This is a genomic window from Flavobacterium cryophilum, from assembly GCF_048286555.1.
In the GTDB taxonomy this organism is placed as follows: domain Bacteria; phylum Bacteroidota; class Bacteroidia; order Flavobacteriales; family Flavobacteriaceae; genus Flavobacterium.
This window is the reverse complement of the sequence record NZ_JBLVPZ010000006.1, coordinates 145,745-158,648: the sequence shown is the minus strand read 5'-3', so window position 1 is coordinate 158,648 and position 12,904 is coordinate 145,745. Positions and strand designations below refer to the sequence as shown.

Genomic DNA, 12,904 nt, shown 5'->3' with positions numbered 1-12,904 from the left:
TTCTAAGTTATCCTATTTCCTTAATTCCTTTCATGAAAATCCATTTCATGAATAATTTCTCTCCATCTTTAGTTTTTATCGCATGAAATTTTGGGGATAAAAGCGTTCCTATTACGAAGGCGGTTAACGGAATCCAGAATCCGATTAAATTAGTATAATGCGCCACTGCGTATCGAGCGGAAATAAATAATATTGCAAAACATCCCAGTTGGTATAGGAACGCTCGTATTTGTAATTTGGTCATTTTTTTATTTCTTAAAGTTTAAAGTAAAAGGGCCGAATGCAAAAATAAAATACTACTTATTCAGCAGTATCCGTTGTCACCTGAAACTTCGTTCTCTTGCTGCCTTCGTACATTTCGTATTTTACCAACCGTGCTTCTAAACCAGCATTAAAAAGCTTAATTTTTCTGGAAGGCTTAAGGCCGACATATTTCAATGCTTCCAAGTTGGCTGTAATCATCCACGCATTAGTTCCTGGATAATTTTTCTTCAAGGTATCACCAATGTTTTTGTAGAATTCTTCCATATGGATATCCAGACGCTCATCATACGGCGGGTTGAATACGATATGCAATTTCCCCTCTGCCGTTTTTTCAGTATCAAAAAAGTTTTTTTCTTCAATAGAAATATACTCGTCAAGATTCGCGTTTTTGATGTTGTCTTTGGCTTTCTGAACCGCACTTGGTGCTTTATCAAAGCCTTTTATAGTGTAATGAAATTCCCGAACACGTTTCAACAAACTGTCTGAAATACTATCGAACAAATCGTTGTCCCAGTCGTTCCATTTTTCGAAAGCAAATTCTTTGCGATTGATGTTTGCAGGAATATTACAGGCAATCATTGCTGCTTCGGCTAGGAATGTTCCCGAACCACACATTGGATCCAAGAAATCAGTTTGACCGTCCCAACCGGAAAGCAATAGAATTCCTGCTGCCAAAACCTCGTTTATAGGAGCAATATTCGTTGCTGTTCTATAGCCACGTTGGTTCAATGCATTCCCCGAAGTATCTAGCGCTACTGAAACTTGGTCTTTATCGATATGGATATTGATTCTTAAATCAGGATGTACTTTATCAATACTAGGACGTTGACCTGTTCTTTCTCTGAACTGGTCAACAATCGCATCTTTACATTTTTGAGAAACAAATTCTGAGTGATTAAAAAATTCTGAATGCACCGTTGTATCAATTACGAAAGTCTGATTGGCATTCAGCAATTTAGACCAATTCATACTTGAAATGCCTTTGTATAAAGCCTGTTCATTATTAGCCTTGAAAAAATAAATAGGTTTCAGGATTTTCAAAGCAGTACGTAAAGACAAATTTGCTTTGTACATAAATCCTTTATCTCCTTTAAAACTCACCATTCTAATACCTTGCTCCACGTTTTGTGCGCCAAGGTTTTGCAATTCTTTTGCTAATATTTCTTCAAAACCAAAAAAGGTCTTGGCAATCATTTTATAATTATTTTCCATTTGCCCCCATCACCCCCTAAAGGGGGAATTGTTATCGTTATATTCGGCAAAAATACACTAAATTTGCATCAATCGAATTAATTGAAAAAGAATAAATGTCTGCAGCACAAAATCCACCAACTGAAAATCAACTAAAATCAACGAAAAACTGGTATACCTCATGGTTTGACACCCCGTATTACCACATTCTTTATAAAGACAGAAACTATAGGGAAGCTCAGCTTTTCATGGATAATCTGACCCACTATCTTAATCTCCCTGAAAAGGCAAAAGTATTAGACTTAGCGTGTGGCAAAGGCCGTCATTCTATTTATTTGAACCAACTGGGATTTGATGTTCTTGGTGCTGATTTATCTGAAAACAGTATCGCCGAAGCCAATAAAAACAGCAATGAAACCCTCCATTTCAAAGTACACGATATGCGTGAGCCTCTTGAAGAAAAATACGATGCCATTTTCAATTTATTCACCAGCTTTGGTTATTTCGAAAATGACGAAGATAATCTGACTACGTTAAAAGCCATCAAAGATAGCCTTTCGGACTATGGTTTTGCCGTAATTGACTTTATGAATGTTACCCAAGTAATTGAAAATCTGGTACCTGAAGAGACAAAAACTGTTGACGGAATCGATTTTCAGATCAAACGTTATGTAAAAGACGGTCATATTTACAAAGAAATTGACTTTGAAGACAAAGATCAAAAATTTCATTTTATAGAAAAAGTAAAAGCCCTAACGCTAAAAGATTTTGAGGAATTAATGGAAGAAGCCGGAATTTATTTGTTGGACATTTTTGGCGATTACAAATTAAAAAAATTCCACAAAACAGATAGTGAACGCCTAATCATGATTTTTAAATAAATGAATTATCTTTTACCATTACTTTCCGTAATCATAGGATATATTGTCGCGTTGATTATTCGACCAAAGAACAAAAACAACTTAAAATTGCTATTAGCTTTCAGTGGTTCTTTTTTACTTTCATTAACTGTAATGCATTTATTACCTGATATTTACGAAAGCTCAAATCAAAACATTGGATTGTTTATCATGCTGGGAATATTGTTCCAGATCATATTGGAATTTTTCTCAAAAGGAGCGGAACACGGTCACGTTCACGGACATGAAACCATGAACCAAATCCCGTGGTTATTATTCATAAGTCTATGCATACATGCCTTTCTGGAAGGATTTCCTGTAAGCCACCATCATGATTTAGCCATAGGAATTGCGATACATCATTTGCCTATTGCCATTATTCTGACTACCTTTTTTATCAATGCGAGTTTGAATAAAAAAGCCATTTTTTTCTTTATGATTACCTTTGCTGTGATGACACCGCTAGGGACGATCTTATCTGATTATCTGCCAATTTTAAACGAATATTACACTGAAATAACGGCCATAGTAATAGGAATATTATTTCATATTTCCTCCACCATTATTTTCGAAAGCAGCGAAGGACACAAGTTCAATATCGCCAAAGTTTCGATGATTGTGATAGGAATTGCGTTGGCGTATTTTATATAATTTGGGCGTGACCGCAAGGGTCGGGCTATTTGCTATAATCTTTTTTCATTTCGCTAACGCTACATGATAAAAAGGATTTTCGCTACTATCCCTCACGCGCAAAAAAAATAAATGCACGGACAACTCGCGAGTTGTCCCTTCAAAAAAAACATGAATATGGAATTTACAAAAACCACCGAACAATCTTCAAAATACGAACATTTAGAAAAAATGTCGGTGACAGAATTGTTATCTAATATCAATCAAGAAGACAAAACAGTTCCACTTGCTGTAGAAAAAGCATTGCCTCAGATAGAAAATTTAGTGACTGAAATAGTTGCTAAAATGAAACTCGGCGGACGATTATTTTACATTGGCGCAGGGACGTCGGGTCGTTTAGGAATTCTTGACGCTTCAGAATGTCCACCCACTTTTGGCGTTCCTTTCAATTTAGTAATCGGGATTATTGCCGGTGGTGACAGCGCAATTCGTAGCGCAGTAGAAAATGCCGAAGACAACGCAACACAAGCTTGGATTGACTTGAAAGCTTTCGATGTAAACCAAAATGATGTTGTTGTTGGAATTGCTGCTTCGGGAACAACGCCTTATGTCATTGGAGGATTGCAAGCCTGTAACAAAAATAATATTACCACAGGAAGTATTTCTTGCAACGCAGGAAGCCCGCTTTCGCAAACGGCAAAATTCCCTATTGAAGTAGTGGTAGGACCTGAATTTGTAACCGGAAGTTCCCGTATGAAAGCAGGAACAGCGCAAAAATTGGTACTCAATATGATAACAACCGCTACCATGATTCAATTGGGAAAAGTAAAAGGAAACAAAATGGTCGATATGCAATTGAGTAATAGCAAATTAGTTGACCGAGGTATAAAAATGATTATGGGGGAAATTCCTGTTTCGTATGAACAAGCAGCCGAATTATTGGAAAAACATGGCAGCGTGAGAAAAGCCGTTGATTGTTATATTAGACAGTCCCAGTAAACAGTTTACAGTCGCAGTGTCATGACGAGGAACGAAGTAATCACATTACGCTTGCATTCATAATTTATAACTGATAATTCATAACTCAAAATGGCAACCAATAAAGAACTATTATCAAAAGGAATCAAATATTTAGCTGGTGCTTTACCATTGCTATTTTTGGGGCCAGCATTGATTTATAATGCCTTTATAAACAAGCAAAATGCGTGGCATTATTTAGTTCTGGCAATAGGAATACTTGCATGTATTGCTGCCATGTATTTGATGTATAAGGGCTTAAAAACAATTATGAAAAGCTTATTTAACGACTAATGGAAAACTTAATTCACGTTCATAAAACATTTGAAAAAATTGTTTACACTGATAAAAAAGTAAACCACCGAGAATTTGAGGATTGCGTTTTTAAAAACTGTGATCTATCAAATAGTGATTTCTCCTACAGTACCTTTATGGATTGTGAATTTGTTGATTGCAATCTGGCTATGACCAAATTATCAGGAACAAGCTTGAAAGGAGTACAATTCAAAAACTGTAAACTGCTAGGAATCCAATTTCACGAATGCGATGATTTCTTGTTTAACGTCAATTTTCAGGAATGCGTTCTAGATTATTCATCTTTTGCCAATAAGAAAATGCCAAAGACTAAATTCAATTCCTGTTCCTTGAAAGAAGTAACTTTTATTGGAGCCAATCTTACGAATTCAGTTTTTGACAACAGCAATTTAGACGGTGCCATTTTTAATGACACCCAGTTAGCTGGTGCCGATTTTTCAAAAGCATCTAATTTTAAAATTGATCCCGAATACAATCCCATGAAAAAAGCCAAGTTTTCCACTCAGGGAATAATTGGACTTTTGGATAAATATGATATTAAAATACAATAATGATTACCCCAGATGGAAGTGAAAATCCCACTAGGCTAAAAGCTATTTTTTCTTGACCAAAAAGAGCGACTAAAAGAAGCTCCTTTTTTGTCAATAGAAAAAAAGATTTTAGCCTTGTGGAATTGCAACATACAGCTGGATTGGGTCCTAAAAAAAAAATAATTTAAAAATGAAAAAAATAATATTCCTCCTCCCACTATTGTTACTAATGTCATGCTACGATGCGGAGCGCAATTGCAAGGATTTTAAAACTGGAAAATTCAAGTTTGAATATGAAGTCAACGGCGTAAAAAAAATAACTCTTTTTGAGCGTAATGACAGTATAGAAATAGAAACTTTTGATGGGAAGACTGATACCGCTTCGATACGATGGGTAAATGATTGTGAATATGTTCTACTTAAATTGCATCCAAAAAATATGGCTGAAGAAAAGGCTATTGGCATGAAAATTTTGACAACCACAAAAAATTCTTATACCTTTGAATTTGGAATGATTGGTGTTGATGAAAAACAACGAGGAACCGTTACTAAAATTTCCGAATAAGAATATAAAATCAAATTAATTACAAAATAACTAAACATGGAAGTATTTTTGAATCCGGATGCTTGGATTGCCCTTTTAACATTGACTTTTTTGGAAATTGTATTAGGAATTGACAACATTATTTTCATATCAATTGCCACAGGAAAATTACCAGTTGAACAACGTAAAAGAGCAACAAAAATAGGAATGTTTCTTGCCATGTTCATGAGAATTGCGCTTTTGTTTGGTATTAATTTATTGATTCAAATGAAAGAACCTTGGTTTACAATAGATTTTAGTTGGTTTTCAGCCGGAATTACTGGCCAAAGTCTTATTTTACTTGCCGGAGGATTATTCTTAATTTATAAAAGTACCAATGAAATTCGTGAAAAAGTAGATGAGAAAGGTCATGAAGAAAAAGCGGTAGGAAAAGCAGCAACAAAATCATTTCAAAATGTACTCTTACAAATTATAATGATTGATTTAGTTTTCTCTTTTGATAGTATTCTTACCGCGGTAGGTATGACCAACGGAGTTGAAGGTGCGTTGTATATTATGATTACTGCCGTGGTGATTTCAGTATTAATTATGATGCAATTTGCTGTTCCTGTTGGAAATTTTGTCAACAAGCATCCTTCAATTCAGATTTTAGGTTTATCTTTTTTGATTCTAATTGGAATGATGCTGCTTACTGAAAGTGCTCATTTATCGAATGCTTTAATCTTTGGAAGTCACGTTTCTCCCGTACCAAAAGGGTATTTATATTTTGCGATATCATTCTCATTACTAGTTGAAGTACTAAACATGAAAATGAAGAAAAATAAATAATCAAACTTTTTTTTGATAAAGAAGCTCCTTTTCGGGAGCTTTTTTTTTATTCTAAAAATATATTCTTCCTGAACTGGGGAAACGTCAAAAAGACCCTAATTTGGTCTTTTTTCTTTTTACTTTATTTTTTATCAATTACCTTAGACACAAATAAGCACCATGAAAAATACCATCTCCCATAGAGTTGCTGACTTTTTAAAAAACTTCCCTCCTTTTTCTTTTTTACATCAAAAAGATATCGAAGTTATCTCTGAACAAATTTCCATTATTTATAAAGAAAAAGACAGTATCATTTTTGCCGAAGAAGAAGAAACACACTCCTGTTTTTATGTAGTACACAAAGGAGCAGTGGCACTTAGAACAAGTCTGGAAAATGATATTTTGGATATGTGTGACGAAGGTGATATTTTTGGATTGAGGCCACTTATAGCCAATGAAAATTATAAAATGGGAGCCAGAGCCCATGAAGAAAGTATTCTTTACGCCATTCCAATCGTTATTTTCAAACCGTATGCGTTAGAAAACAGAGCGGTGGGAAATTTTTTAATCGAAAGTTTCGCTTCTAATACGCACAATCCTTATTCCAAAAGTCACAGCGGAAAATTATATGGCGAAACGATAGGAGTAGAAGCCCCAGAAACAGGTAGAAAACTATTGGACTTACAGCCTGTAAAATATTCGAAAAAATTAATTACCTGTTATTCAAATACTACTGTAAAAACTATTGCGGAGACTATGACCAAAAAAAATGTGGGTGCTATTCTTGTTGTCGAAGATTCGCTCCCCATTGGTATCATTACGGATAAGGATTTGAGGAATAAAATTGTGACCGGAGAATTCCCAATCACAACAACCGCGGCTACAATAATGACAACTCCTGTTATTACTTATCCAAAAAAAATGACAGTTACTCAAGCCCAAATGGCTATGATGAAAAGCAATATTAGTCATTTATGTCTTACGAAAGATGGCACGCCAAATTCCAAAGCTGTTGGAGTTCTCTCCAAACATGATATCATGGTAGAACTTGGTAATAATCCAGCAGTATTGATAAAAGCGGTAAAAAGAGCTAAAAAAACCAAACAGATAAAACCGATACGCGCCAGTATTATGCAATTGTTGCAAGGATATTTAGACCAAAATATTCCAATGACACTGACCTCTAAAATAATTACAGAATTAAATGATGCCTGTATCAAGCAAGTCATTGAAATTGCTTTGAACAAAATGAAAACGCCTCCACCGGTAAAATTTGGTTGGCTCGCATTAGGAAGTCAGGGAAGAAGCGAACAATTACTGCAAACGGATCAAGACAATGCGTTAGTGTATGCTGATGTTCCAGAAGAATTAAACGAAAGTACTAAGAATTATTTTTTACAATTAGCTACACTTGTCAACAAAGGACTTTTTGATATTGGCTATGATTACTGCCCAGCAGAAATGATGGCTTCTAACCCAAAATGGTGTTTAAGTCTTGGCGAATGGAAAAGTCAGGTGTATCATTGGATTACCAACCCAGGAAAGAATGAAGTATTGTTGTCCTTTATATTTTTTGATTACAGCCTGTCCTATGGAGACAATGAATTAGTAAACAACGTTTCTGAATTTATTTTTGAAAACATAAAAGCCAATCCTGTTTTCTATATTCACTTGGTAAGTGGCGCATTACAAAGCCCCTCTCCAACAGGATTTTTCAGACAATTTTTAGTAGAACAAGATGGTGCCAACAAAGATTTTTTTGATATAAAAAGACGCGCATTAATGCCACTAACCGATGCCGCAAGGGTTTTAATCTTATCCCATTCTGTAAAATCGATTAGCAATACTCCCGAACGTTTTGAAAAATTGGCAGAATTAGAACCCAGCAACAGTGAATTGTATTTAGCCTGTTCCTATTCCTATAAAGCATTATTGAAGTTCAGGACCAAACAAGGTCTTTTACATAATGATTCCGGACAGTTTATTGCTCTTGAAGCGTTATCTAAATTAGAAAAAATTAAGCTAAAGCGCACTTTCAAAACTATCAAGGAACTTCAGGAAATCATCACCATCCGGTTTAATCCTTCAAACATATTATGATGACAAACTTTCTAGAAAAGAGTAAAGCTATTTTATTTAGTTTTTTAGGGAAACCCGAAAAATCATCTGATGAGCGACGATCAGACGATCTTGAAACTGTGCGTTTTGTTGTGTTAGACACCGAAACCACCGGATTTGATTATACAACTGACAGGATACTTTGCATTGGGGCTATCGTGCTGCAAAACAATATAATTCCTGTTCTTGACAGTTTTGAAGTTTTTATTCAGCAAGAACATTACGATAAAACAACTGCAAAAATTCATGGAATTCTGAAAGAATTTGTCATAGACCGCCCTTCTGAATTAGAAGCCTTACAACGGTTTCTAGAATTTTTAGGAGATTCTATTATCATTGCACATCATGCCCTATTTGACATTACAATGATTAATAAGGCACTTGAAAGAAACGGATTGCCAGAATTGAAGAATAAGACTTTAGACACGGCTGTGTTGTATAAAAAAACATTGCTATTGAGTAATTTATTGGACCGCAAAGAAAATTATAGTTTAGATGAGCTTGCCGATAAATTTGATATTTGCAAAAAAGACAGGCATACAGCAATGGGTGACGCGTATATTACTGCAATTGCATTTTTAAAAATTGTAAACAAATTGAGAGAGAAAAAAGAAATTACCTTAAAACAATTATTTAAATAGCGTAAAGCTTAGCAAAATGATAAAAAAAGCCCCTTTTCAGGAGCTTCAATTTATTCTAAGGACAACGTAATTTGTCCATCATCTTCCAATTGAATGTCCGCATCATCAGCATCCGTTTCTCCTCTTACTTCTAAATCTTCAGGAATAACCTCAACAGGAATTTCATGCGGAAGCGGTTCCAGTAGATTTACTTGTTTCAGCTTATCAGTGGTCAATTGATTTCCTAATGCTTTAAATCCTTTCACCGTAATAAATGCTTCGATATCTACTGTTATGGTCTCTTTCTGAACTCCTTTTACTTTTGTGAAAATTAATTCAGCCACTGGACGATAATCCGTTGATACAATCTCTAATTGTGAATTAGAATGTTCCGTGATAAAACTTTCCTCTTTATTCTCTGTTTCCACCAAGAAACGTTTGATGTAATACCGCTCTTTTTCGCCATCATAATAAATCGCCGAAATTGGTTTCTTTGGAACCCATTTTTCCAAAACTACCATATCTTCATCAAAATGAGTCGATAGTTCCGGTGTAATTACTTTTATTTTCCCGGATTGAGATATGACTAAAATTTTATCATTTGGTCTGAACTCTCCTAATAATTCACCTCTTGCATCAACGTTTAATCGTTGTACAGTGTCGTCAAACCAAACTTTTCTGGGCAATAAAGTAGAAATTCCTTTCTCTTTCAGTTCAATTTTTTTGATTGGATATTTGGTTACCAAATTTCCTTTGGAAGCACGTCCTTTTATCGCTAAACTGGCAAAATCAATATCGAACTTCAGTTTTTTGACACTTCCTACCTGTCGCAATAATATCGTAATAACTTCCGCTTCTCCATTTGGATTACACGAAAAATACACTACTTGAGAACCTGCAGTTTCATTAGTTAAATCATACGCTTTGTCACGGGTAACTCCGGAAACATTGAATCTTTTTATATAGGAAGGCCCTGATTTTCCATCACGGTAAATCATGTTATAAATGGTACGCTTGTCGCTTTTGTCAAAAATAGCAATATGAATAATATCTTTACCCACAAAGGTTTTAGCATCTACTTTGGTAATCATCATTTTTCCGTCACGCAGAAAAACAATTACATCATCAATATCAGAACAATCCGTAACGTATTCGTCTTTTTTCAAACTAGTGCCAACAAATCCTTCTTCTTTATTAACGTATAATTTAGTGTTTCGTAGAACTACTTTGGTCGCTTCAATATCATCAAAAATACGAAGCTCCGTTTGACGTTCCCGCCCTTTTCCATACTTCTCTTTTAATCTAGTGAAATAGGCAATCGCAAAATCAATCAGATTTTCTAAATTGTGTTTTACTTGTTCAATATCTCCTTCCAAAGATTCAATTTTATCTTGTGCTTTGTTACTGTCAAACTTGGAAATACGCATGATTCGAATATCCAATAAACGCAGAATATCCTCTTCGGTAACAGCACGTTTTAAATGTTTCGTATGTGGTTTCAAACCATCATCTACCGCTTTGAGTACGCCTTCTCTCGTCGTTTGTTCTTCGATGTCACGATAGATTTTATTTTCGATAAAAATACGTTCCAACGAAAGAAAATGCCATTGCTCCTCTAATTCGCTCAACTGAATTTCCAGTTCGTTTTTTAACAATTGAACCGTTCTGTTCGTTGAAATTTTCAGCATCGCAGAAACCCCAATAAACAACGGTTTATTGTCTTCAATCACACAACCCAATGGCGCTACCGAAGTTTCACAAGCCGTAAAAGCAAACAATGCATCAATCGTTTTGTCTGGAGAAACACCCGGAAAAAGGTGAATTAATATCTCTACCTCAGCAGCGGTATTGTCCTCAATTTTCTTGATTTTGATTTTCCCTTTATCATTCGCCTTCAGAATACTGTCGATCAAAGTCGTCGTATTGGTAGAAAACGGAATTTGGGTGATCGCCAAGGTATTCTTGTCGAGCTGACCAATTTTGGCACGTACACGAATACGTCCGCCACGCAATCCATCATTATAATTAGACACATCAGCAATACCTTGTGTCATGAAATCCGGATACAGTGTAAAAGGTTTTCCTTTTAATATTTTTATCGACGAATCGATTAATTCATTAAAATTATGAGGCAAAACTTTCGTGGAAAGACCTACCGCAATCCCTTCGGCTCCTTGTGCCAAAAGCAACGGAAACTTCACTGGAAGATTGTTGGGTTCTGCTCGTCGGCCATCATAAGAAACGCCCCAATCGGTAATTTTTGGACTATAAATAACCTCCAAAGCAAATTTAGACAAACGAGCTTCAATGTAACGGGAAGCTGCTGCGCCGTCACCTGTTAGGATATTTCCCCAGTTTCCCTGACAGTCTATCAATAACTCTTTTTGTCCAATTTGCACCATCGCATCACCAATACTCTGATCTCCGTGCGGATGATACTGCATGGTGTGTCCAACAACATTGGCAACTTTATTATAACGGCCGTCATCTAATTCCTTTAAAGAATGCATGATACGACGTTGAACCGGTTTAAAACCATCTTCAATCGCCGGAACAGCACGCTCCAGAATTACATAGGAAGCATAATCCAAAAACCAGTCCTTGTACATTCCCGTAACTTTGGTAATGGTATCGTTGCCGTCATCTTGATTATCGTAAAAATGCTGGCCTCCTGTAGAAATTATATCTTCAAAAGCATCTTCTCCAACTGTCTTTTCTTCTTCTTGACCTTCCGGTACTATGTTATCGTCTTCTTCGTCTTTCATTATCTTGATTCCGAAATTAATTGTAATAAATCTTCCCTGCTTGGCAGAATTGTTTTGTATTTGCTAGCAAAAATTTGCTCATTATTTTCTGGTAAAGTATATTCTACAACCAAATCACTTTTGTTTTGGCAAAGAACAATTCCTATTGTTTTATTTTCGTCTTCCAAACGCATTTCTCTGTCGTAATAATTGACATACATTTGCATTTGTCCTAAATCTTGGTGTTTTAATTCGCCTATTTTCAAGTCAATCAGCACAAAACATCTAAGAATTCTGTTGTAAAAAACCAAATCGATTCGAAAATGTTTATCGTCAAAAGTAATTCGGTTTTGTCTTGCGACAAAAGTAAATCCGTGACCTAATTCTAATAAAAAATGTTCTAGTTTATTGATAATTTCTTCCTCTAATTCCGATTCCGAATACTGATGCAATTCTGGTAAACCCAAAAATTCTAAAATATAAGGATCTTTGATAAGGTCTTTTGGTTTCTCTATAATCTGACCTTGCTCCGAAAGTTTCAAAACTCCTTCTTTGTCTCGACTTAAAGCCAATCGTGTATAAAGAGCTGAATTATATTGTCGTTTTAATTCCCGAACACTCCAATTGTATTTTTCGGATTCTATTTCGTAAAAACGTCTTTCTTTTTCATCGTCAATTCGCATTAAGAAAACATAATGTGTCCAAGTCAATTTAAAAAACGAAATCAGCGACTGCTCTTTTTGATTTTCAGAAACCCCAGTCAGTGACTGTGAAATTGAATTTTTAGAAATCCGCAACAATGTATCGGATTTCTCAAGATTAAATTTCGTCATCACTGGTGACGAAATTGAATATGTTTTATAAAATTTCCTCATTCGATCAAGATTTTCTACAGAAAACCCTTTCCCAAATTCATTAGTCAACTGTTCAGAAAGCCCTTTTAATAATTGCTTTCCATATTCAGCTCTATTTTTTCCGTTTTGCTCTTCTTCAACAATCATTCTTCCTATTTCAAAATAGGTATACACCATTGTTGAATTTACGGTGCGTAAAACCTGTTGACGGGCATTTTGCAATAGCGCGACTACTTGAGAAAATAAAATTTTATTTTGAAGATTATTTGAAACTGTATTTTCTTCGTCTTTCATTAAATATATTCTATTGAATACTAATCAATTCTATTTTTGTTCAAAAATTTCTAAAAAGAATATTCTTCTTTACAAAC

The 12,904-nt window shown here is 35.1% G+C and carries 13 protein-coding genes; 9 read left to right on the top strand and 4 right to left on the bottom strand.

The features are described 5' to 3' along the window. Positions 1-7: 7 nt before the first annotated feature. The gene (locus ACNQGJ_RS10595) at positions 8-244 is read right to left on the bottom strand and encodes a hypothetical protein (protein ID WP_417972621.1); all 237 of its coding nucleotides are present in this window, start codon (positions 242-244) and stop codon (positions 8-10) included. Positions 245-300: 56 nt separating this feature from the next. Then, the gene (locus tag ACNQGJ_RS10590; protein WP_417972622.1) at positions 301-1,476 is read right to left on the bottom strand and encodes a THUMP domain-containing class I SAM-dependent RNA methyltransferase; all 1,176 of its coding nucleotides are present in this window, start codon (positions 1,474-1,476) and stop codon (positions 301-303) included. 95 nt (positions 1,477-1,571) lie between these two features. Here ACNQGJ_RS10590 and ACNQGJ_RS10585 point away from each other — a divergent pair, with 95 nt between their 5' ends. The 9 genes from ACNQGJ_RS10585 (at position 1,572) to ACNQGJ_RS10545 (ending at position 8,956) form a co-directional block, all read left to right on the top strand. Beyond that, on the top strand, positions 1,572-2,336 hold the full coding sequence (locus ACNQGJ_RS10585; RefSeq protein WP_417972623.1) for a class I SAM-dependent methyltransferase: 765 nt from the start codon (positions 1,572-1,574) through the stop codon (positions 2,334-2,336). Further along, entirely contained in the window at positions 2,337-3,005 is a 669-nt protein-coding gene (locus tag ACNQGJ_RS10580) for a ZIP family metal transporter (protein ID WP_417972624.1), read from the top strand. A gap of 156 nt (positions 3,006-3,161) precedes the next feature. After that, positions 3,162-3,983, top strand: a complete 822-nt coding sequence (gene murQ, locus ACNQGJ_RS10575; protein ID WP_417972625.1) for an N-acetylmuramic acid 6-phosphate etherase — start codon at positions 3,162-3,164, stop codon at positions 3,981-3,983. 90 nt (positions 3,984-4,073) lie between these two features. Next, the gene (locus ACNQGJ_RS10570; protein WP_417972626.1) at positions 4,074-4,295 is read left to right on the top strand and encodes a DUF6095 family protein; all 222 of its coding nucleotides are present in this window, start codon (positions 4,074-4,076) and stop codon (positions 4,293-4,295) included. After that, positions 4,295-4,867, top strand: a complete 573-nt coding sequence (locus ACNQGJ_RS10565; protein ID WP_417972627.1) for a pentapeptide repeat-containing protein — start codon at positions 4,295-4,297, stop codon at positions 4,865-4,867. Before ACNQGJ_RS10570 ends, ACNQGJ_RS10565 begins: the two co-directional genes overlap by 1 nt. A gap of 169 nt (positions 4,868-5,036) precedes the next feature. Next, positions 5,037-5,411 (top strand): DNA topoisomerase IV, encoded by a 375-nt coding sequence (locus ACNQGJ_RS10560; RefSeq protein WP_417972628.1) that lies wholly within the window; start codon positions 5,037-5,039, stop codon positions 5,409-5,411. Between the two features lie 36 nt (positions 5,412-5,447). Then, positions 5,448-6,218, top strand: coding sequence for a TerC family protein (locus tag ACNQGJ_RS10555; protein ID WP_417972629.1), 771 nt, complete (start codon positions 5,448-5,450; stop codon positions 6,216-6,218). Positions 6,219-6,377: 159 nt separating this feature from the next. Then, the gene (locus ACNQGJ_RS10550; RefSeq protein ID WP_417972630.1) at positions 6,378-8,297 is read left to right on the top strand and encodes a DUF294 nucleotidyltransferase-like domain-containing protein; all 1,920 of its coding nucleotides are present in this window, start codon (positions 6,378-6,380) and stop codon (positions 8,295-8,297) included. After that, the gene (locus ACNQGJ_RS10545; protein WP_417972631.1) at positions 8,297-8,956 is read left to right on the top strand and encodes a 3'-5' exonuclease; all 660 of its coding nucleotides are present in this window, start codon (positions 8,297-8,299) and stop codon (positions 8,954-8,956) included. Before ACNQGJ_RS10550 ends, ACNQGJ_RS10545 begins: the two co-directional genes overlap by 1 nt. A 50-nt stretch (positions 8,957-9,006) precedes the next feature. Here ACNQGJ_RS10545 and ACNQGJ_RS10540 read toward each other — a convergent pair whose 3' ends face one another. Together ACNQGJ_RS10540 and ACNQGJ_RS10535 are read right to left on the bottom strand one after the other, a co-directional pair. Next, on the bottom strand, positions 9,007-11,700 hold the full coding sequence (locus ACNQGJ_RS10540; RefSeq protein ID WP_417972632.1) for a DNA gyrase/topoisomerase IV subunit A: 2,694 nt from the start codon (positions 11,698-11,700) through the stop codon (positions 9,007-9,009). Next, complete coding sequence (locus ACNQGJ_RS10535; protein ID WP_417972633.1) at positions 11,700-12,827, bottom strand: PDDEXK nuclease domain-containing protein; 1,128 nt, start codon at positions 12,825-12,827, stop codon at positions 11,700-11,702. Before ACNQGJ_RS10535 ends, ACNQGJ_RS10540 begins: the two co-directional genes overlap by 1 nt. Positions 12,828-12,904 lie beyond the last annotated feature (77 nt).